Origin of the sequence: Dietzia sp. SL131 (assembly GCF_026672565.1) — a bacterium.
GTDB classification, from domain to species: Bacteria; Actinomycetota; Actinomycetes; order Mycobacteriales; family Mycobacteriaceae; genus Dietzia; species Dietzia kunjamensis.
In genome coordinates this window covers 1,879,600-1,899,807 of the sequence record NZ_JAPPRI010000003.1, presented here as the reverse complement: position 1 = coordinate 1,899,807, position 20,208 = coordinate 1,879,600, and the positions used below count along the sequence as shown (strand labels likewise).

19 protein-coding genes and 1 pseudogene are annotated in these 20,208 nt (G+C 63.2%); 10 read left to right on the top strand and 10 right to left on the bottom strand.

The genetic code is table 11. The features are described from left to right. Positions 1-54 precede the first annotated feature (54 nt). The 3 genes from OVA21_RS09690 to OVA21_RS09680 all read right to left on the bottom strand — a co-directional run bounded on the left by OVA21_RS09690 (position 55) and on the right by OVA21_RS09680 (position 3,465). Positions 55-1,602, bottom strand: coding sequence for a multicopper oxidase family protein (locus tag OVA21_RS09690; protein WP_268093135.1), 1,548 nt, complete (start codon positions 1,600-1,602; stop codon positions 55-57). 358 nt (positions 1,603-1,960) lie between these two features. Continuing rightward, positions 1,961-2,815, bottom strand: a complete 855-nt coding sequence (locus OVA21_RS09685; protein WP_326493465.1) for a cytochrome c biogenesis CcdA family protein — start codon at positions 2,813-2,815, stop codon at positions 1,961-1,963. Continuing rightward, complete coding sequence (locus OVA21_RS09680) at positions 2,812-3,465, bottom strand: TlpA disulfide reductase family protein (RefSeq protein WP_235027362.1); 654 nt, start codon at positions 3,463-3,465, stop codon at positions 2,812-2,814. The genes OVA21_RS09685 and OVA21_RS09680 overlap by 4 nt, the downstream gene beginning before the upstream one ends. Positions 3,466-3,656: 191 nt before the next feature. Here OVA21_RS09680 and OVA21_RS09675 point away from each other — a divergent pair, with 191 nt between their 5' ends. The 3 genes from OVA21_RS09675 (at position 3,657) to OVA21_RS09665 (ending at position 6,770) form a co-directional block, all read left to right on the top strand. Next, the gene (locus tag OVA21_RS09675) at positions 3,657-4,592 is read left to right on the top strand and encodes a cation diffusion facilitator family transporter (protein WP_069389156.1); all 936 of its coding nucleotides are present in this window, start codon (positions 3,657-3,659) and stop codon (positions 4,590-4,592) included. A gap of 270 nt (positions 4,593-4,862) precedes the next feature. Beyond that, positions 4,863-5,606 carry a M23 family metallopeptidase gene (locus OVA21_RS09670; RefSeq protein WP_081615259.1) on the top strand — a complete coding sequence of 248 codons (744 nt, stop codon included), beginning with the start codon at positions 4,863-4,865 and terminating at the stop codon, positions 5,604-5,606. Between the two features lie 204 nt (positions 5,607-5,810). After that, positions 5,811-6,770 carry an SURF1 family cytochrome oxidase biogenesis protein gene (locus tag OVA21_RS09665; RefSeq protein ID WP_081615260.1) on the top strand — a complete coding sequence of 320 codons (960 nt, stop codon included), beginning with the start codon at positions 5,811-5,813 and terminating at the stop codon, positions 6,768-6,770. Between the two features lie 158 nt (positions 6,771-6,928). On the opposite strand, the gene lnt is transcribed toward OVA21_RS09665, so the two are convergent. From lnt to OVA21_RS09650, 3 genes are all read right to left on the bottom strand, one after another. Continuing rightward, positions 6,929-8,407, bottom strand: a complete 1,479-nt coding sequence (lnt, locus tag OVA21_RS09660) for an apolipoprotein N-acyltransferase (RefSeq protein WP_241504717.1) — start codon at positions 8,405-8,407, stop codon at positions 6,929-6,931. A 313-nt stretch (positions 8,408-8,720) separates the two neighbouring features. Then, positions 8,721-9,086: a cytochrome b5 domain-containing protein gene (locus tag OVA21_RS09655; protein WP_007626850.1), complete on the bottom strand. Its 366-nt coding sequence runs from the start codon at positions 9,084-9,086 to the stop codon at positions 8,721-8,723. Beyond that, a complete protein-coding gene (locus OVA21_RS09650) occupies positions 9,083-9,511 on the bottom strand; it encodes a hypothetical protein (protein WP_256820656.1) in 429 nt (142 codons plus the stop codon). The genes OVA21_RS09655 and OVA21_RS09650 overlap by 4 nt, the downstream gene beginning before the upstream one ends. Positions 9,512-10,289: 778 nt before the next feature. Here OVA21_RS09650 and OVA21_RS09645 point away from each other — a divergent pair. Further along, positions 10,290-10,790 carry a M23 family metallopeptidase gene (locus OVA21_RS09645; RefSeq protein WP_227022435.1) on the top strand — a complete coding sequence of 167 codons (501 nt, stop codon included), beginning with the start codon at positions 10,290-10,292 and terminating at the stop codon, positions 10,788-10,790. Between the two features lies 1 nt (position 10,791). On the opposite strand, the gene OVA21_RS09640 is transcribed toward OVA21_RS09645, so the two are convergent. After that, positions 10,792-11,949 (bottom strand): sensor histidine kinase, encoded by a 1,158-nt coding sequence (locus tag OVA21_RS09640; protein WP_069389155.1) that lies wholly within the window; start codon positions 11,947-11,949, stop codon positions 10,792-10,794. Continuing rightward, entirely contained in the window at positions 11,946-12,644 is a 699-nt protein-coding gene (locus tag OVA21_RS09635) for a response regulator transcription factor (protein WP_069389154.1), read from the bottom strand. Before OVA21_RS09635 ends, OVA21_RS09640 begins: the two co-directional genes overlap by 4 nt. A 318-nt stretch (positions 12,645-12,962) precedes the next feature. Here OVA21_RS09635 and resB point away from each other — a divergent pair, with 318 nt between their 5' ends. The 6 genes and pseudogenes from resB (at position 12,963) to OVA21_RS09605 (ending at position 18,389) form a co-directional block, all read left to right on the top strand. Further along, the gene (gene resB / locus OVA21_RS09630; protein ID WP_268092344.1) at positions 12,963-14,609 is read left to right on the top strand and encodes a cytochrome c biogenesis protein ResB; all 1,647 of its coding nucleotides are present in this window, start codon (positions 12,963-12,965) and stop codon (positions 14,607-14,609) included. Next, complete coding sequence (gene ccsB, locus OVA21_RS09625) at positions 14,606-15,610, top strand: c-type cytochrome biogenesis protein CcsB (protein ID WP_017836393.1); 1,005 nt, start codon at positions 14,606-14,608, stop codon at positions 15,608-15,610. The genes resB and ccsB overlap by 4 nt, the downstream gene beginning before the upstream one ends. Positions 15,611-15,849: 239 nt before the next feature. Further along, positions 15,850-16,359: a DUF2771 family protein gene (locus OVA21_RS09620; RefSeq protein WP_007626376.1), complete on the top strand. Its 510-nt coding sequence runs from the start codon at positions 15,850-15,852 to the stop codon at positions 16,357-16,359. Beyond that, positions 16,358-16,558 (top strand): annotated as a pseudogene (locus OVA21_RS09615) (ATP-binding protein); the annotation flags it as partial. The gene OVA21_RS09620 and the pseudogene OVA21_RS09615, both read left to right, overlap by 2 nt. Before the next feature lie 110 nt (positions 16,559-16,668). Further along, entirely contained in the window at positions 16,669-17,376 is a 708-nt protein-coding gene (locus tag OVA21_RS09610) for a GNAT family N-acetyltransferase (protein WP_240341539.1), read from the top strand. 284 nt (positions 17,377-17,660) lie between these two features. Then, positions 17,661-18,389, top strand: coding sequence for a hypothetical protein (locus OVA21_RS09605; RefSeq protein ID WP_253695599.1), 729 nt, complete (start codon positions 17,661-17,663; stop codon positions 18,387-18,389). Positions 18,390-18,523: 134 nt separating this feature from the next. Here the strand turns inward: OVA21_RS09605 and OVA21_RS09600 are convergent, their stop codons facing one another. Beyond that, positions 18,524-19,729, bottom strand: coding sequence for an MFS transporter (locus tag OVA21_RS09600; protein WP_163377092.1), 1,206 nt, complete (start codon positions 19,727-19,729; stop codon positions 18,524-18,526). Then, positions 19,726-20,106, bottom strand: a complete 381-nt coding sequence (locus OVA21_RS09595; RefSeq protein ID WP_268092342.1) for an ArsR/SmtB family transcription factor — start codon at positions 20,104-20,106, stop codon at positions 19,726-19,728. The genes OVA21_RS09600 and OVA21_RS09595 overlap by 4 nt, the downstream gene beginning before the upstream one ends. Between the last annotated feature and the right edge of the window lie 102 nt (positions 20,107-20,208).

Genomic DNA, 20,208 nt, shown 5'->3' with positions numbered 1-20,208 from the left:
GAGGTTCCTTTTCTTCTGCGGACCTTTGGGCCCGCGGGTGGATTACCTTGCCGGTCAGGCGAGGTAGGACAGAGTGGTCATCATCCCGGCCTCTTGGTGATAGGCGTTGTGGCAGTGCAACGCCCACTGGCCAGGATTATCGGTGTCGAACTCGATCTCAATGGTGCGCATCGGCCGAATCGTGACGGTATCTTTGCGAAGCCCGCTGTCCGCGAGCGCGAACGTATGTCCGTGCAGGTGCATCGGGTGGAACATGTCGGACATGTTCCGCATCCGCATCCGCACCCGCTCCCCACTGTTGACCTCCAGCGGCGCCGAATCCGGGTGGACTTGGCTGTTGAGGGTCCACCGGTACGGCGACATCGTCCCGCCCAGGTCAACACTGTGGTACCGATCATGACTTTGGCTAGACAGACGTACTGCCTCGCTGGGGGATAAGTCGGTACCCAATAGCGGACGCCGGTCCACTTCGACTGGTCGGGAATTCGTCGGGAGATCGCCCGCTGCTGTACGTACAAGGGCCTGCGCGTGGCCATCCTTGCCTTCGGGCTGAGCGAACAACGGGAACACGCCGTCGCCGAGCGTGACCACAACATCGAACCGTTCACCCATACCGATCAGAAGAGAATCGGTGTCCTCGGGAAGCACGGGAAAGCCGTCAGTGTGAGTGACGGTCATCCGGTGCCCGCCAAGCGCGACCCGGAACGCGGTGTCGGCGCCGGCATTGACGAACCGGATGCGCACGCGTTGGCCCCGCGACGCTCTCCAAACGTAGGGGTCGACAGGGAGTCGACCATTGATCAGAAAGTGCGGGTAGGTGACATCCCCGGCGCTGCCGAGGATGGGGGACATCGTCGACCCCTCACCCCCGTGCATGTCCATCATGTCGTGGTCCATCCCCTGCATCCCGGCATCTGCGGTGTCGGCACCGATGCCCAGATCACGGGCGACATCGTCGGGAGTCCGACCGGTCCCGTCGACCCAGTCGTCAAGGACCACGAGCCATTCATGGTCGTAGTCGCCGGGCTCGCCCGGATCATCGATGATCACCACTCCGTACAAGCCCCGATCGAGTTGCAGACCCGAATGTGAGTGGTAGAAGTACGTGCCCGGGTCTGGGGCGGTGAAGTCGTAGGTGAACGTGGTGCCCGGTGCGATCGGGTCCTGCGTCAACCCGGGAACCCCGTCCATGTCGTTGCTCATGGCGATCCCGTGCCAGTGCACGCTGGTCTCCTGGGGCAGCTGGTTGTCCACGGTGATCTGCAGCCGCTCTCCAGCTTGGGCCCGCACCAGTGGGCCTGGCAATTGTTGGTCGTATCCCCACGTTGAGACGACTCGGCCACCCAGATCAACGTCGACCGGACGGGGGGTCAAATGCGCAGATACCACCGTTTGGCCGGGGGAGCGTCGCTCCTGCTCAAGCCGCCTCACGAGATCTGACGAGGCTCCCACGGGACTGCCCGTGGCTGCTCCGGAACCAGAACATGCAGTCAGAGCGCCGGCGCCGGCGAGAAGCGATCCGGCCAAGAAAGACCGGCGGGAGACCAGCACGCGCGGCGCACGTCTTAGCGCACCTGCCCGCCCCGTGGCGTCAGCGTTCATCATGATCGGCGTTTCGCGAAGTCGCGGTCCCTACGTGAGATCCGAAAGAGATACCGGAAGAGACGACCCCAGTAGCAGGAGAGTGAGACCCGCGTAGGTGCCGATGCCCTCCGAAAAGACTGGTCGTCAAGGACAGAACCATCGCCCAGAAACCGAGTACGAACGCGATCAACAGGACGATGTCGATCCAGTTCATACCGTAAAACCACCCCATCAGACTCAACTCCTTGCCTGTATTAGAAACTCGATTCTGCGGGGCGAAATGCGAGATCTGGGTCATCGTTTCGTCAAGATCCGATCAAGGTTCTTTTCGGACAGACAGACTCGACTCGAGTTAGGAGAGACCATCGGAGCACTGTCAGATCGGCAAAGTGGTGTCTGAGACGGCGAAGTCGCGGAGCCAGTACACGAACTGCGTCCATATGCCGCTGAGCAGCAAGATTCCGACGACAATGAGCATGATGCCGCCGACGATCTGAATCGTTCGCGTGTGTCGTTGCAGCCAGCCCACCGTGCGGATGGCTCTCGTCGAACCGAAGGCCACCACGATAAAAGGCAGTCCGAGCCCCAGGCAGTACGCCACGATGAGCAGTACTCCGCGTGCGGCGTCGAGTCCGGTTCCGGCGGCCACCGACAACGCCGCTGCCAGCGTCGGTCCGAGACACGGCGTCCATCCCAGGGCGAAGACGGCGCCAAGTAGCGGCGCGCCCGCCCAGGTGGAAAGCGCTTTCGGCTGCATTCGAGTGTCCCTCTGGAGGGCGGGTATGGCCCCGATGAACACCAGACCCATCAAGATGGTCACCACACCGCCGAGCCGCTGCAGCAATTCTTGCTGGGGGGCGAGGTATTGCACGGTGCCCAGCACCATCGCCGACAGCAGTACGAAGACCACCGTGAATCCAGCAACGAATAGCACCGCGGCGAGGACGACTCGTCGTCGCGATGACACCCGCTGACGCTGCTGTTCAAGAGTGAGCGAGCTGGCTTCGGCGCGGCGTTGCTCGGCGGCCTGCACAGTCACCGCCGGGCGCTCTGCACCCACGATGCTGGCCATATATGCCAGATACCCGGGCACGAGCGGGACTACGCACGGCGAGGCGAACGAGACGAGTCCAGCGAGGACACATGCTCCCAACGCGAGCAGCAGAGGTCCGGAGGCAGCAGTTTGTTGGAACGTCTGGCCAATAGATTGCGCAATCAGCACCGTGTTCATGCAGCGTCGCTTTCAGCAGGCTCGGCCAGCAGTCTCTCGATGACCGGCTCCAACTGGGTGTCGGTGACCTCTGCTAGATACACCGCAGCGACTCGGTGCTGTTTGTCGAGAATCAGTGTCGCTGGCACCACCGAGGTGGGGAAACCATGTAGCGCCGCCACCGCGGCCTGCGACGGGTCCCAAATTGAGGGATAGGTGACCCCGTTGTCCTCGATGAAGTCGACAGGCTTTTGCCGATTCGGGTCCCGCAAGTTGACGCCGAGATTGGTGAAGCCTTGCGCCTGGTACTTGTCCTGCAGTCGCTGCAGGTCGTCGGTTTCCGTCCGGCAGGGCGCACACCACTGACCCCACAGGTTGATCAGCACCACCTCGCCAGGAAAGTCTGCGACCGCCACAGTGGCCTCCGGATCTACTACTTCCGGGCCAGACATCGGAGCGATCTTCTGGCGGTCCGCCGGCGGATCATAGAAGATCTCAATCTGGCCGCCCGGGCTGACAAAATCGAACGTCTCACCTGAAGCGACGGCATCAGTGCCGCTAGCGCAGCCAGTAAGTACAAGCGAACTCACCACCACTGCGGCCAGTTGGCATCTTGCCCGTCTGCCCCAGCTACCGGGCTGCGCACCCTTGCCGAACACATCCGTCGTCATCACAGCATCAGCACCACTCTTGCCTGCACAGTCACACCGGACGATTGTGCCGCCCCTACCCCATTGGTTCGGTCGGGGTTCGATGAAGGTCTGATCAAGATTCCCAAGAGAAGCTGTGGGCACCGCGAGACCGATGCATAGTGTGCCGCTGACACGAGAACCGGATTCCGAGTGCAAAAAAGGAGACCCCCATGGCGCATGGGCATGGTGGACACGGGCAGGTGCAGGCTCGTGGGTGGGGCATGGCTATCTCGGCTTGGCTGACGGGAATCTACTTCGTCATCGAGTTGGCGATCGGGCTGTGGACCGGCTCGGTTGCGGTGATCTCGGACGCTTTTCACACCTTCTCGGCGGTCGGTGGTGTCCTAGTCGCCATCTTCGCTGCTCGACTCGCCCGCCGCCCCGCAGACGAAAATCGCAGCTTTGGCTGGTACCGCGCCGAGATCGTAGGCGCGCTGGTCAATGGCGGTTTCCTGCTAATCATGGCGATGGTGGTGATCGTGATGGCTGCCATGCGCATGAGTGCTCCGGTTGACCTGCCCACGACGCCCATGCTGTGGGCAGCCGCGGGAGGCTTGCTTACCGAAATCGTCGCCCTGAGCCTGATCTGGAAACAAAGCCGCAGCGACATGAACGTTCGTGGCGCGTTGTGGCACATCATCCAGACCTTCGTCGGCAGCCTGCTCATCATCGTCACCGCACTAGTGATCAAGTTCACCGGGTTCTTGGTGATCGATCCGCTGCTCGGTTTGGCGTTCGGCTTCGTGCTTGTATGGGCAAGCTGGAGCATCCTGCGCGACGCCACCCATCTGCTCATGGAGGGCACACCCGACGAGGTCTACCTGTCTGACGTGACTGAAGACCTGGCAGCGATAGATGGGGTGGAAGACGTCCATCATGCCCATGCTTGGGCACTAACCAGTGGACGTTTCGTGTTCTCCGGCCACCTGCGCACCTCCGCAAGCGCCGATCCGCAGATCGTTCTCCAATCCGCCTCCAACTTGCTTCAGGATCGGTACGGCTTCTTCTTTTCTACTGTGCAGGTGGAGACCGACTGTCCCGATGAGTCTGCGGCAGCAGCGATCGACATCACACGTGCGGCGGGTACGAGGAGGGGGCAGGAGTAAGGACCTTGATCCTGCTTGCGTTGATCGCGGTTTAGTCACCCGGGACGATTGCGGGGTGGCTCCGGCCGGCCCGCGTTCGAACCAAAAATCACGTCGGGGTAACGGTCGGGCGATGCCGTAGATGAATAACAAATGGCGTATGAACTGCTGATTTCTGGATTCTCAGGAAACTCTCCGTGACAGGATGATATGCAACTGTTACCGTTTCGGGAGTCTCCAGTGGTCGTCGGTATGAAGCTGCGACCATCGCTTAAGTTGAAGGAATCAATCATGTCGAGCTCCTCCAAGAGCGTTCCGTTCGCCGATCTCATGGACTCGCTTGGTGTGGGCCACCGCATCTCTGCTGGTGGGCGTCATCGCGCCAACCGATCCAGGGGAGTGGGCCGGATCGCCGCCACCACGCTGGCTGGCGCCGCAATCGCCGGTGGCGCGGCGCTTAGTGTCGCCCCTGTGGCCGCTGCCCAATCGTCTGATCCCGAGCACGTCGGACAGATGGTCGAAGAGGCTGCCGCCCGCTATGGCATCGGAGCTGACGCGGTCCGCCAGTATGCAAGTCAGGCCCCCGGGCTGAGCCAGGCGCTCGGATTCGATACTGCTCAGTCGTCGTCTTCGGCGTTTTCGGTCGCCAGCCAAGCTCACAGGCCGACTGATGGAACGATCACCTCTGGCTTCGGCTCGCGGTGGGGCGCTAACCACAATGGCACCGACATCGCTGCGCCGATCGGCACACCCTTGTATGCAGCCAAGTCCGGCACGGTCGTGGCCTCCGGCCCCGCTTCCGGTTATGGGTTATGGATTCGCATCAAGACCGATGACGGCTATCTCTTGGAGTATGGCCACAACAATGCCAACTACGTCACCGAAGGCCAGCAGGTCACCGCCGGCCAGGTGATCGGTGAAGTCGGTAACCGTGGCTACTCGACTGGTCCGCATGTGCACTTCGGCGTACAGAATCCCGCCGGCCAGTGGATCGACTCGGTGTCATGGTTGGCCGCGAACGGCGTCGTCATCTGAGGACGTAGACAACGACCTGCTGCTCGACACTTCCGATCCAGGCCCGGATGCCACAATTCGGCACGCAACACGCTGATCTCGCCGGATCGGAACCATCCCTGCCGACAGTGGCGGGAGGCGGGCACGATTAATGATCGCCGGAGCTGGTGCCGGCAGGAGGGCCCCGATGCCGACCGTCTTGCCATCACGCCTACCATGAACGGCGTGCAGAGGGTCTTTCGCGTGATGACGCCGGGGTGGTTGATTTCCTTCATCGCCGTCGCACTGTTCGTCTATACGTGCTTCACACTGTTGGCGCCATGGCAGTTAGGCAAGAACGAGGATTTGAAGACGCGCAATTCCCAACTTCTTCACAGCGTCGAAGCCGATCCAGTGCCGTTGACGGAATTGACGGCGCGGGACGCGCCGTTGGACGAATCCGAGTGGCATCGGGTCACAGTAACCGGTCGCTATCTGCCCGAAGACGAAGTGCTCTTGCGGCAGCAAGCTGTCGACGGGGAACAGGTTTACCAAGTTCTCACCGCATTTCGGACCGAGGGCGGCGATGATCTGCTTATTAATCGTGGATGGGTTCGCGTTGGCGAGAACAACACGGTGCCGACCTACCCGGCCGCGGTAGCCGATCCAGTGACCATCACCGCCAGGCTCAGAATGCCCACCGACACCCCGGCCGAACCGATAGTTCTGCACGATCGTCACATGGTGCGCTCCATTGAAACCTCGACGATCGGTCGGGTTCTGGATCTCGATCTTGCTGGCTATCATCTCCAGCTCCCCGGAGGTCAACCAGGATCACTCGAGCCAACTCCGATACCGGAAGTCGAGGCGGGTTCGTACCTGTCCTATGGGCTTCAATGGCTTGCATTCGGAGTTCTAGCGCCAATTGGGCTTGGCTACTTTCTGTGGAGTGAAATCCGGGAGCGGCGCCGCCAACGTAGCCAGGGCAACGACGAGCAAGGCAGCCTAGGCGACGGTGCTGTGGGACCTGGTGACAGGGATATCGATCCTGATGTCGTATCCGGTCATATTGCTGAGGTGGATGCGGCCACGGAGGCAGTGGCCCATGACCGCCTCGTAACGATGACCGTTCGTGATCGCTACGGCACCAGATTTGAGGCTGAACGCCGACGGCGTCTACGTCCGAGAAATAGGCTCGATTACTGAGTCCAATCCTCGAGCTGGCTCTCGCCCTTACCTCGCGGGAGCTCATCAATTTCTCGCCCTCGGCGCCCTGCCCGACATGCTCACGTTGAGCGCCTGCAGCCGGCCCGGCCGACGACGGGTCCGCTCCCGATATCGGCGCGCACTCATGGCCGGGGATCTCAGCCCCGCCGACGGCGGCTAGCAATCCACCCCACCAGCATCGCGAATACTGCGGTGACCGTGATGATGAGTTCAGGAATTGAACGTAATCGGGTGGCAAGTGTGAACTCGGTATTGAGCGGGACCTGTGCGACGAGGGCATCGGCAGTGAACATTTCGGTCTGCTCGAGGACATCGCCATTCGCCGCGATAATCGCGCTGACACCGCTGGTGGCCGCTACCACCACCGTGCGGTTGTGTTCGACAGCGCGCAGCCGCGACATCGCCAGCTGCTGATAGGTCATGTCGGTATCGCCGAAGGTTGCATTGTTCGTTGGTACCGCGATCAACTGCGCCCCCGACCGAACCGACTCGGCCACCAGATCATCGAACGCGACCTCATAACAGGTGGCCACAGCGAGCGGTGTCTCATCGATGGTCACCACACCATCGCCGTTACCGGGCACGAAGTTGCCCGCCTGCGCGGCATAAGGCGAAAGCTTGCTCACGATCGATCGCATTGGCAGATATTCACCAAATGGAACCAGTCGTCTTTTGTCGTGCGCATCGCCAGGTCCTGTTCCTTGCTCCCACACCAGCGCTGTATTTCGGGTGGTACCGGAGCCAGTGGACACCACCGCCCCCACAAGGATCGGAGCGCCGATCGTCTCTGTGGCCGCATCGATCCGCTCTGCAGCGTCGGCATTGCGAAACGGGTCGATGTCTGATGCGTTCTCCGGCCAGATTACCAGATCTGGTGCGGGCTTCACTCCCGCGGCGACCTCGGCGGCGAGAGCGTCGGTACGAGCCACATGATTGTCCAGTACAGCGCGCCGTTGCGCGTTGAAATCCAGACCGAGTCGGGGCACGTTGCCCTGGACTAGGGCAACCGTTTTAGAGGGGGTGGTGACCGCTGCGGTAGGGACGGGCATCGAGCCGAGTGCAGAGGCGGTCACAAGCACCGACCCGAGCAGCGACACCGAGCGCCAGGCGGAGCGCCGAGCAAGTCCGACGACCACTGCAGCCGTCGCGCTGCCCACCAGTGCAACGGACAGGCTCACCCCTGGCGCCCCAGCGATCTGAGCGATCGCCAGCAATGGTCCATCAGTCTGACCGAACGCCAGCCGGCCCCAGGGAAACCCACCGAAGGGCAGGCGCGCTCGAACCGCTTCGGTGGCCACCCAGCAGCACGCGATCCACAGTGCAGCCCCGGGCAGCCGCGCCACCAGTGCGGTGGCCCCAGCGAAGACAGCGACTGCCACGGCCTGTAGCGCCGCTAATGCTAGCCAGGGGACAGCGCCGACATAAACCCCCACCCAGGGCAGTAAAGGTACGAAGAACCCGAGACCAGCCAGGTATCCCAATCCGAACGCGCCGCGCACGCCGATCCCTCGGACCGACAGAACCAAAATGGCAAGACCGGCCGGGGCGAGAAACCACAAGGATAGAGGCGGGAAACTGGTGTACAGCAGTATTCCTGCGCCCAATGACGACACCATTCGACCAAGCGCACGGCCGACGGGGTGACTATTTAGCCACCGCCGAGAAGGCGTTGACCGCGGTTGATTTCGGGTAACCCCGCCCATCCTGAGGCCGACTGCTGGCAGTACCACCGATTGCGGCCCACGGTTCTTCTGTCGTGTTGTCATGTCACGCTCGCGAGGTGTGCTCTCGTCTTCCGCAGAGGTCGCGGGGGGAGCGAATCGAACCCGTTCACGGCCTCGCTGAGTCCACGCGCGCGGCCCCGGAGCGGGGCCCGGCACATGCCTCCGACCGGGACGCACAGAGCGAATCGGAAGCATATCTGCCGGGTCACCCGGCGAGCTGGCCGATCTGGAACTCGGCGAGCCGCGATTGTGGCTGGGACGCTCCACTGTGCTGGTCGGTGAAACTCTCTGTCCCGTCTGTGCCGCACAGCTGCTCGATCCGGTCCGGCCCGCCCGGGTGTTGGTCGACCCACGCGGTGAGGTCGTAGACGATGTTCTCGATCACGGTCCAACACGAGTCGGTCGAATCGTTCTGCTGGACCTCGGCCATCGTGACCTGTTTCTCGGCTCTCTCGCCCGTCTGGAGCTGCTCTGCCTGCTCTGGCGCGCCCGTGTCGTTCCCGGCGCAGCCCACAGCTAGGAGCAGGGCGGCGGTGGTGCCGGAGGCGGTGAGTGTCCTGCGCAGTCTCATTCGATCTCCTCGTATAGTGATCTACCGAAAGTCCAGGCGGCCAGCCACGTACACAGGACCGTGAGCACCAGGGCTACGCCGATGTGGAATGCCAAGGTCGAGCTGCCCCCTAAGCTCGCTTGGGCGAACGTGGCCCCGAACAGGACGAGGGCGACGACTGCAGCCCAGCGACCTCGCCGTGTAGCCCACGCGCGCCACCCTAGAACCAGAGCCAGCACGCCGGTGAGGAGATGAAGGGCGATGGCGGCCGAGCTGTGGACGTCCAGACTGGTGCCGTCCTGGACCAGCACCCCTGCCGAAGTGAAGAGGAGTCCGAGGGCGCTGACTGTCACTAACGCCACCGCTCGTGCGAGCAACAACAATCGTCCGGAAATCTGTAAATCTTGTGATCGCGACACTTTCCCTTTCTCGAGCTGCTCGTCCACTTCTTCGTGGTGGGAGGCGGCCGGCGACCCGCCCCACTTGTCCCCCAATGCCGCACGCACTGTCACATCTGGAGATTGTGCTGTACTGACCTCTTGATTCGGTCGGGGTTTGATGAAGGTCTGATCAAGATCCCGGACGTGACGGTCGCTGACGCGGTGCTGATTTGGTGCGCGGCCAGTTGGGGTGAACCTGGGTGAAGCCTGTCAGGACGTCCAGCTTCCGAAGGCCTTCCCATGTCGCCCACGTAGTCCCTGACACTCGCAACAGGCAGCTTGATGAACGCTGCCAGAGGCTGTGGTCAGAGGGAGACTCTAGGCACGATGCACGCTGGTGGGGGCCGCTCCCGGTCGTTCTTCGACACGGGTGACGAGGCCCCCACTTCTTGCGACGGCGGACTCTGCTCGTCTAAGTTCGAGCAGAAGTCACATCACGAAACCATCACGATATAGCGGCAGGGGAGACACGGCGGCAGTGGAGCGAAGACGTGCACACCGCAAGGAACACCCTTCAACTGTCGACATCTGGGCGAGTTCTGGTCGCCCTCGAGGTGGCGGTACGCATCGCCAACCCTCCGCCCGGCCCGAGTTACGCGATCAGGTCGTCGTCGTCACGGTCGCCGCCGGGGCCATCGTGTCCTCGATAAGTTTTCTAGTGGACCAGCACACAGAGGCTGGTGGTGAGCACATTCACCTAATCGCGCACGAGGAGTCGATCAGTCCTGCTGGCCAGTCTGGAGACATAGCCCTTCCCCCGGCTGAACTGCCTGGGCCCGTTGCGGTGCAAGGCGACCTCCCGCTGGAGAGCGCTGCCGCCATGGTGTCGTCATTGGCGGCAGGCACCGAAATCGACGCTCGCCGGCAAGTTGCCGAGGAGACCGCGCGCCGTCCAACAGCAGCGATGCCGACAGTCGGGACCCTCACGTCTGAGTTCGGCCAACGCTGGGGCTCGCTCCACGGCGGCATCGATATCGCAAACGCGATCGGAACCCCGATCGTGGCGGCCACTGACGGGACCGTCATCGATGCCGGCCCGGCGCAAGGGTTCGGCAATTGGGTCCGACTGCTGTCGGATGAGGGCACGATGACCGTTTATGGACACATGGAAGAGGTTCTCGTGTCCACGGGCCAGCGTATACAGGCTGGACAGACGATTGCCCTCATGGGAAGTCGTGGCTTTTCCACCGGTTCACACTTGCACTTCGAGGTGTGGTTGAACGAGGGACGGGAGCGCGCCGACCCCATCGAGTGGCTCCGGCAAAACGGTATCGCGACCAACTGAGTCAGCCCTTGGAATGAGCCGGGGTCTGCGGTAAGGAGATCGTGAATCGGGCGCCGCGGCCGAGCCCGTCACTGTGAACGCGGATATGGCCTTCGTGGGCTTCGACGAGTGCACGGGTGATGGTGAGTCCGATGCCGCTTCCTCCGTGTGCCCGGTCGCGTGCGGTGTCGACGCGGTAGAAGCGGTCAAAAATGTGGTCGAGGTGCTGCGCTGCGATGCCTTCACCAGTGTCGGCGATAGTGATCTCCACGTTCCCGTTGTGTAGGCGACTGGTGACGGTGACCATCCCACCTGAATCGGTGTGGCGGAGCGCGTTGTGCAAAAGGTTGGTCAGGACCTGGTTGATTCGATCACTGTCGACAGTGATCGGTACTGCCTGATCAATACGCGCTTGGAGCATCACATTCTTGTGCGAGTACTCGGGGCGCAGGGCGTCGATCGCGGCCGCGATGATGCTGCGAGTGTCGGTACCGATGGGGATGAGACGCGTGAGGTGTTCTTCGGCTCGGGACACCGCGCTGACGTCGTGAGCGAGCCGGCCTAGCCGACCAGTCGCGGTTCGCAGAATGCGCAGCGTGTCGTCGTCGAGTGCACGGACACCGTCTTCGATCGCCTCAAGGTGGGATTCGAGCGTGGCCAGGGGAGTCCGCAACTCGTGTGCGAGATCTGAAAGCATCCGTCGGCGTGTGGTTTCGGTGGCATCTAGTCGTCGTGCCAGTTCGTTGAAGCTGACGACAAGATCGTCGAATTCACGACCTATTCTCGGCTCGTGCACTCGTGAGTCGTATTGTCCACCGGAGATCTGCTGGACTGATCGGGTGACCGGGGTGATCGATCGTTGAACGCGGCGGGCGATGTAGCCGCTGACAGCCAGCGACAAGATCACCGATACCGCCAGTGCGATCGACCAAGACAGCATCATTGACGAGTTGAATGCCTCCTCCATATGGGCTGCTTCGGAGGAGTTCTGTGACAGTCCGGCCAGCTCCAGATGCTCGTGGAAGATCCCGGGGGCAAGTATTGCGGCGACGACCCAGGCACTGACTGCGAAACCGATCATCACAAAAGCGAGCGCCGCCAGTAGCCGGGTACCGAAGGTGGCAGTGGTGAACCACCGCTTGAGGCGCGTCACGTTGTCACCCAGGTCGATCCGGCTCACTGACCATCTCCGGTGCGGTAGCCGACACCGCGGACGGTGCGGATGTACGCGCCCCGGGACGCAGTGTCTCCGAGCTTGCGTCTCAGGTGCCCGATGTGGACATCAACCAGGTGCGTGTCGCCGACCCAGTCAGGCCCCCAGATGGCACTGATCAACTGCGTCCGGGACAGCACCAAGCCGGGGTCTCGCGTCAGTGCCGCCAAGAGGTCGAACTCGGTCCTGGTCAACTGAACCGGGGTGGTGTCGACGGTGACCTCGCGGCCTTCGACGTCGATCGCCAGTGCCCCAATCCTTCGCAGCTCTCTGTGTTCGGAGGCCGCGGACGGGGAGCGTAAGGCTGTAGACGATCGAGGACGGCGCAGCATGACCTGGATGCGGGCCATGAGCTCTCGTGGGCTGAACGGTTTGGTCATGTAGTCGTCGGCTCCCACGGACAGTCCGATGAGGGTGTCGACCTCCTCGGTGCGGGCGGTGAGCATGACGACATACGCATCGGAAAAGGTGCGCAACTGGCGGCACACTTCGACGCCGTCCAGTCGCGGAAGGCCGAGGTCTAGCACGACGACGTCGGGATCAATCTGCCGGATCAGGTCGACTGCATCCTGCCCGTCGTGAACGATCGTGATGTCGAAGCCCTCGCGGGTCAGATAGGTACCGATGAGATCGGCGAGCTCACGCTCATCTTCGATGACCATCGCCCGCAGCCCTGTGGTCGCGCGCGTGGTCGGTGACTCACCTTCAGGTCCGGCGTCTCGAGAATCGGATGTGAACATAAGGCCTCAATCATCGTCGTAGGTCTGCCACTGGCGCCTATCGCATGCTTGATCTTGATCAGACCTTCATCAAACCCCCACCGAATCAATGGGGTCGGCGAAGGACAATCTCCAGATGTGACTATGCGTGCTACAGCGGTGCTGATGATGCTATGAAGCCGGTGACGCCCCACCGAAGCTGCCCCTCGTTCCGGTTCGTCGCACCGGGAACGGCAGAGGGGACTCATATCAGTGCCTAGGATGGCTCCGGTCACCGCGTTCCTGCGCAACTCATGGCGCACTCTCACCGCGATGCGCACGGCATTGATTCTGCTATTTCTGCTGGCAGTGGCGGCGATACCGGGGGCACTCCTGCCGCAGCGCAGCCTCAACCAAGGAAACGTCAATCAGTACATCGCGGACAACGGCTGGCTGGGGGAGTTCTTCGACAAGCTCCAGCTGTTCGACGTGTTCTCCAGCTGGTGGTTCACAGCCGTGTACGTGTTGCTGTTTATATCGCTGGTGGGCTGCCTGACACCGCGGTCGATTGATCTGGTCAAACAACTCAAGGCCCCGCCGCCGCTTGCCCCGCGTAACCTTGCACGCCTGCCGCATCATGCGGCGTACCGGACCACGGCCACGCCGGAGCAGGCCGCGGACCAGGTCCAAAAGAGCCTCAAGGGCTGGCGGGTCCGTCGCAACAACGGGGACGGTCGCGTGTCGGGCAGCATCGAGTTGTCCGCGGAGCGCGGGTATGCGCGCGAGGTGGGCAACATCGTATTCCACTTCGGCTTGCTGTTCCTGCTGATCGCGTTCGCGGCCGGCAAGTTCGTGTACGCGGAGGGCATGCGGGTGATCATCGCCAACGAGGAATCGCCGGCCTTCTGCAACACCACGCCTAGTGCGTACGACTCGTTCCGGGCAGGTCTGCTGGTAGACGGCACTGACTTGGCGCCGTTCTGTATCAAGGTCGAAGACTTCCGTACCGACTATCTACCCAATGGCCAGGCGGAGATGTTCACCTCCAACATTCGCTTCAGCGAGGAGGTCACCACCACCGATCCAGACACATGGGAGCCCTACACATTGCAGGTCAACCACCCGCTGCGCATCGGCGGCACCCGTGTCTACCTCCAAGGTCACGGCTTCGCGCCCACGTTCACGGTCACGTTCCCCAACGGCGAGACCCGTACAGACACAGTGCAGTGGCAACCGACGGACCTGTTGACTTTTCTCTCCTCCGGCATCATGCGCTTTGATCCGCCAGCCGGCATGTACCCGGACATCGACGACCGCCTTGAGCAGCAGATCGCCATCCAGGGGCTGTTCGCCCCGACCGCCTCGTTCGACGGCAACATACTCAGCTCCCGTTTCCCGCGGATGGACGACCCGGCGGTGGCGATCGACGTCTACCAGGGCAACGCCGGCCTGGACAATGGCGGCGCACAGTCGATCTTCTCGCTGGACCCCGACCTAATGGAGTCGGGCGCGTTGGAGCGTAGGGCCCGCGTCAACCTCATGCCCGGCGAATCCACGACCCTGCCCGATGGCACCGAGGTCCGCTTCGACGGAGCCGACGAGTTCATCAACATCCAGGTCTCGGAGGACCCTACTCAGATCTGGGTTGGCGTGTTCGCTGCCGTCATGGTGGGTGGACTCGTCCTGTCATTGATGGTCCGTCGCCGAAGGATCTGGGCACGGATCATTGTCGACGAGGCCCAGGCGACCCGCGTCGACCTGGGCGGCCTCGCCAAGACGGACAGATCGGGCTGGGGCCGGGAATTCGACGACCTCCGGGACCGGCTGGCCACCATTGCTACTGCTACACCCGTCTTGCCCGAACCTGGCGACACTGCATCTAGTCGAGGCGACGACCCCGACGCTTCGTGGAAGGACAACATCCGGTGAACACTGTAATTCTCGCGCAGGGACTGCCTGTCAACGAGACGCTCTCCACCTACAGCGACCTGGCGTATAGGTCCGCGTTCGGTCTATACGTGCTGGCGCTTGTCGCATCGTTGATCTACTACGCCGGATTCCGGGTAGCCAAGGTGACTAAATCAAGCCGGAACCTAGTGGGTGCCGGTGGGCCCGGGCTCACAGAATCAACCTCTCTCACCGACACCGGAGACGAGGACCGTGAGTCCGCAGGCAGTGTCCGCTGGGCACGGATCGCACAGCTATTCATCATCATCGCCTTCCTCTTCCAAGCGGCTGCGCTGATCCTGCGCGGGGTGGCCACAGGTCGCTTCCCGTGGGGCAACATGTACGAGTTCATTCTGGCCACCACGCTGCTGGGAGTGGGCGCCGGGCTGATTTTTCTGCGCAAGCCGGCCCTACAGGTGGCCTGGCCATTCGTACTGGTACCGGTTCTGATCCTGCTGTTTTTCGGCGGCACCAACCTGTATTCCGAAGCCTCTCCCGTCGTGCCGGCACTGCAGTCGTACTGGCTGCCCATCCACGTCTCGATCATCTCGCTGGGATCGGCCATACTGCTGATATCCGGCGTCGCCTCGATCATGTACCTGATCCGGGTGTGGCAACCGCAGGGTCAGGAAACGGGCTGGAGCTCTGGGCTTTCCCGCCCACTACCGCATGCCGACACTCTCGACCGACTGGCCTATCGCACCGCTGTGATCGCATTCCCGATCTACAGCGTGGGCATCCTGCTGGGCGCTGTCTGGGCCGAGGGCGCGTGGGGTCGCTTCTGGGGCTGGGACCCCAAAGAGACTGCCTCCTTCGTCTCTTGGGTCCTTTACGCCGGCTATCTGCACGCCCGTGCCACCAGTGGCTGGGGCCCCAAGAAGGCCGCTTGGATCAACCTCGCCGGGTTTGCGGTGCTCATCTTCAATCTGTTCTTTATCAACATCGTGGTCTCCGGTCTGCACTCCTATGCTGGCCTGAACTGAACGGTTGAGGAGCACTTCGCAGCCTCGATATCTGCTTTAGAAAGCGCAGCATCCAACTCCGCGAAATGAAAGAAACGGGGCCGGCTATCGCCCCGGTCCGACTCGGGCAGGAGACGCTTTTTGGCACCGTGCGAGGCGAGCCGGGTAACCACACTGGGCTAGGTGGAACCGTTCGCGGCACCTCGGGGAAGCCGGTGGCTCCCTGAGTCCGACTACGAAGAGATCGGCAGAACGAAACTGTGAGCTCCCGCAATGAATCCGAACTGACCGGCCGCCGTGTCCGCCCGGCCACCTGGGCGATCCTGGCGTGGATGATCATCATGATCGCCGCCATCCTGGGGGCGTGGAAGGGGTCGGAAGCCCGGTTCGGTGTGCTGTCGGAGATCACCGTGGCCACCGACCGCAGCACCGTCAAGGCTCTGCCCTTCACCGCGACCGACCTGGACGGCAACTCCTTCACCAACCCGGTGCCCGAATTCGTGGTGCGCAGCGAGCACACACTGACCGTCCGATTGTCCACCGAGCTGCGCGAGTCGACGATGAACGTCTACGAGGTGCGTCAGGGCGGTACCAACGAGTACATCGTCGAGGCTGGCGGTGCCGGCGAGCTACTCATTCCGGTGAGCACCCCGGAGCATGGCCCCATCGAGGGCCTAGCCATCCGGTCGGTCCCGATCTTCTATGATAAAGCCGGTGAGCCGTCGATCCTCAACGGCGAATGGTCCGTGTCCTTCGTCTACGAGGACTGAGCGCCCCAGTGGCGGCAGCGGTATCGGCCTGACCATCACTCGCGCACTCGTCGAAGCCCACGGCGGGAACATTCGAGCGCACAGTGACGGGCCCGGCCGAGATGCAAGTTTCACTGTCGAGTTTCCGAGCTCTGGCCGCTCTCCCACTAACCGAGCCGGCATTTCCGGCGCGCAAGTGGCCGGGCCCGGTCTGATTTGACCGAAGAAGGGAGTCAGCTTATGTGTCGACCGACGTGGCGCTACCGCCTGCTCTACCGTGCGCGGACGGCGCCTTGCCCACGGCCGGGACCGGCGACGGAGGACGATCTCGTGCTGCGGTACGCCACGATCGCTGATCTCGGCGCGACCGCGCAGTTGCACGTTGAACAGCTACCGGCCGGTTTCTTCCCCGGCCTGGGGCCACGATTCATGCGTCGCTGGCACCGGACCTACCTTGATTCCCCGCACGGCGTGGCGCTGGTCGCAGTCTGTCGGTGCGACGCCCGCGGGCACGTGTGCGGTTTCTTGTTCGGTTCGATCGACGAAGCGGCACATATGCGGGCGGTGCTGGCCGACCGCCGCTGTCTGCTGGTCCTGGCAGCGGTCGCCGCCGTGTCACTGCTGCGCCACCCGTCACTGGCGGTGCGGTTCGTGCGCACCCGAGCCAGGCCGTGGACGCGTCGCCTGCTTGGCACACTCACCTACCAGACTGCCGCACCCCCGGCAGGGACCGATTCTGCGCCGGTAGCCGTGCTGGCCGCGGTCACCGTTCGCCCGTCGCTGCGGGGCAGCGGCGTCGGTGCCCGCCTGGTCGAGCTGTTTCTCAGCCACGCGCACGAGGGCGGCTGTGCTACCGCCGAGTTGTTCACCAGCGCCGGCTCGGACGGGGCCGGCGCGTTCTATGAACGCTTGGGATGGAGCCCGGGGAGCGAGTACCGCACGCGCGACGGCGACATGGTGCGCAGCTATCGTCACCCCGTGGTGCCTCCGGCCCGCCACGGCACGTTCTGCGACAAGGGTGGGGCAGATCCCCGATGAAGCTGACCCGGCGCCAATTGCTGACGGTGCTGACTGCGGGGTCAGCCGCCACCGTGGCGTCCTGCACCCTCGGCCCCGCCCCGCCACGGCCTGCGCCCTCGGTGATTACGCCGACACCGCAGCCACCTCACCTGGGTGGAGCCGAACTCGGTTCCCCTCGTTCCCCGTTGTCCGCCGCGGCGAGCCGATGGCAGCCGGCGCCGGGTGAAGTACGCCCGGAGATCAAGCGCACCGCAGCGGCGTTTCTGGAAAACGCCGGAAACTGGAGCGACGGCGAAACGGCCGTGGGCACCCTCATCCGCGCCGGCGCGTCGCCGCCGGTGGCGTCGACAGCGTCGATACTTCAACTGCCGGACGCCCGCGCCGGGGAACTGACCGTCGTCTATCCGCAGTACGGCGGGCTCGCCTCGGATACCGCTGCCGTCATCGCCCTGGTGGAGCAGAACCTGCACACCGTCTCGGGACCGTGGAACCGCGAACTGGTCGTGGACGTGCGATTGGCTCGACCCCCCGGTGGGAGTTGGGCCGTCGAGCGGCTCGTCGCGCCGACCTCACTGGGCCCGTCGCTGCCGTTGACCGACACGGCGGCAGCGGTGCTCGCCGAGCCGAAGATCATCCTGCCCGGCCCAGCCCGCAGCGATGTCAGCACCGGCAGGATGGACAACCGACTGCTGGCGATACTGCACGCACTGTCCCGGGAGTTCACCCTGGCGATCCAGGTAATGCACACAGGCCACATCCAGACGGTCTATCCCACCGCGCGAATGTCCAATCACGCCGTGGGACGAGCAGTAGACATCCGCGAGATCGACGGTCGGCCGGTGGTGGACGTCCGACCCGGCGACGATCGTGTGCTTCGGTTGATGCGGCGAGCTGCCGAGTTGGGGGCGACCGAGGTCGGTGGACCTGCCGACCTTAACGGACCGCGCAAGGGGTTCTTCTCCGACGACGTCCACCAAGATCACATCCATCTCGGTATCACTCCCGGCGACGCGCCGGCGCACCTGCGGTAGGGCGCACGTGCGTGCGGGTGGGGCACGAGGTCACCGGCGGCGTGAGCCAGTCAGCTCCGCAGCGGTCCAACCGTTTCGGACCAAGTCGCACCCTTGACGAGCACCGTGCGGCGCAGACTGGCAGTGCGCCCGGCTCACGCGACGGGTCGTGTCCAGAGAGCGAAGGCACCGAAGGCCCCGAGAACTCCGAGAGCCGAGAGGATCAGCGCGGTCTGAGGTAGACCGAGCATCGCGCCAAGAACGCCGGCGATTGGGTAGGTGAGCATGAAGCAGGCGTGGGACAGGGAGAACTGCGCGGCGAAGACCGCAGGTCGAGATACTTGGTCGGAGGCGCGTCGCAGCAGGCGGGCTGACGGGGTCAGAATCAGCGACGTCGCGGCTCCAAGGATCGCCCACAGTGTGATCAGCAAGGCCCACTGCCCACTGCCGGCCGGTAGAGCGATCACTGCTGCTGATGCGGCCAGGGCGGGCGGGATAATCGCTGAGCCGGTGAGCATGACGGGCCGATCGGCGATCTTGTCGAGGACTCGGGGAACAACGAGGGCGACGAGCATGGAACCGGCGCCGAAGGCGGCCAGCAGAAGCGCGACGTCGCTCTCGGAGCGATCCAAAGATCCTCTGACCACGACGACGGTGTTGACGATCACCATGGCGGTGGAGGTGGCCACGATGAGGTTCATCACCAGCAGACTGCGCAGCTCCGTGGTGCGCAGCATGACCCGGACGCCCCGGGTCAGTCGTTCTCGAAACGATGCGGCTTCGGACCGTGCGCCATCGGGAATTTCGGTGACCAGGACGAGCGCGCCGGAGGCGAGAAATCCCAGCACCGTGCCCAGAAATAGATTGTTGTAGGACATGATCGCCAGCAGCGCCGCAGCCAGTACGGGGCTCAGTAGCGATTCGGTGTCGTACGCCAGGCGGGATAGTGACAATGCGCGGGTGTACTGCGCTTCGTCGGGAAGGACATCGGGAATCACTGCCTGGAACACCGGAGTGAAGGTCGCCGACGCCGCTTGCAGCGCAAAGATCAGGACATAAATCTGCCAGGCCTCACTGACCCAGGGCAGGGACAACGCCACTGCAGCGCGGACTGCGTCCGCGCTGACAAGAACGGCCTTTCGTCGCCACCGGGTGGCCATAGCCGCCATCACCGGTGACACGGCGACGTACGCGACCATCTTGATCGTCAGCGCCGTTCCGAGCACTACACCAGCGTCTTGCCCGGCGATGTCGAAGGCCAATAACCCGAGCGCCACGGTGAGCAGACCGGTGCCGAGAAGGGCGACTATCTGAGCGCTGAAGAGCCTGGCATAGGTGCTGTTCCGAAGGACACCGATCACGATAGGCCGGTGATCTTCCCGTGGCCCAGACGGTCGCGGTCATGATGCGCGGGGTGACTGTCCACCGCGTGCTGCGCCTGGAAAATCGCGTCGGCGACAAGCTGGCGGGCGTGCTCGTCAGTCAGGCGGTAGAACACTCGTTGCCCGTCTTGGCGTGCTGAGACCATTCGCGCCAGGCGGAGTTTGGCCAAGTGCTGAGATACCGACGCCGGGGACTTGTCGACGATCTCGGCCAGCTGGTTTACCGACAGCTCCCCGTCGCGAAGGGCCAGAATGATCCGCACTCGCGTCGCATCCGCCAGCATGGCGAACACCTCGACAGCTAGCTCAACGTACGAACTCTGCGCCGTCAAGCCACACTTAGCATCTGCATTCATACGCAGATAATGGCATGTCGACTCCCAGGGATCAAGGTCTCGACGCTGCGGCATTCGGCTGGACAGCCTGGCAAGGACAGGGCGCCTAACGATTTGGTTTCT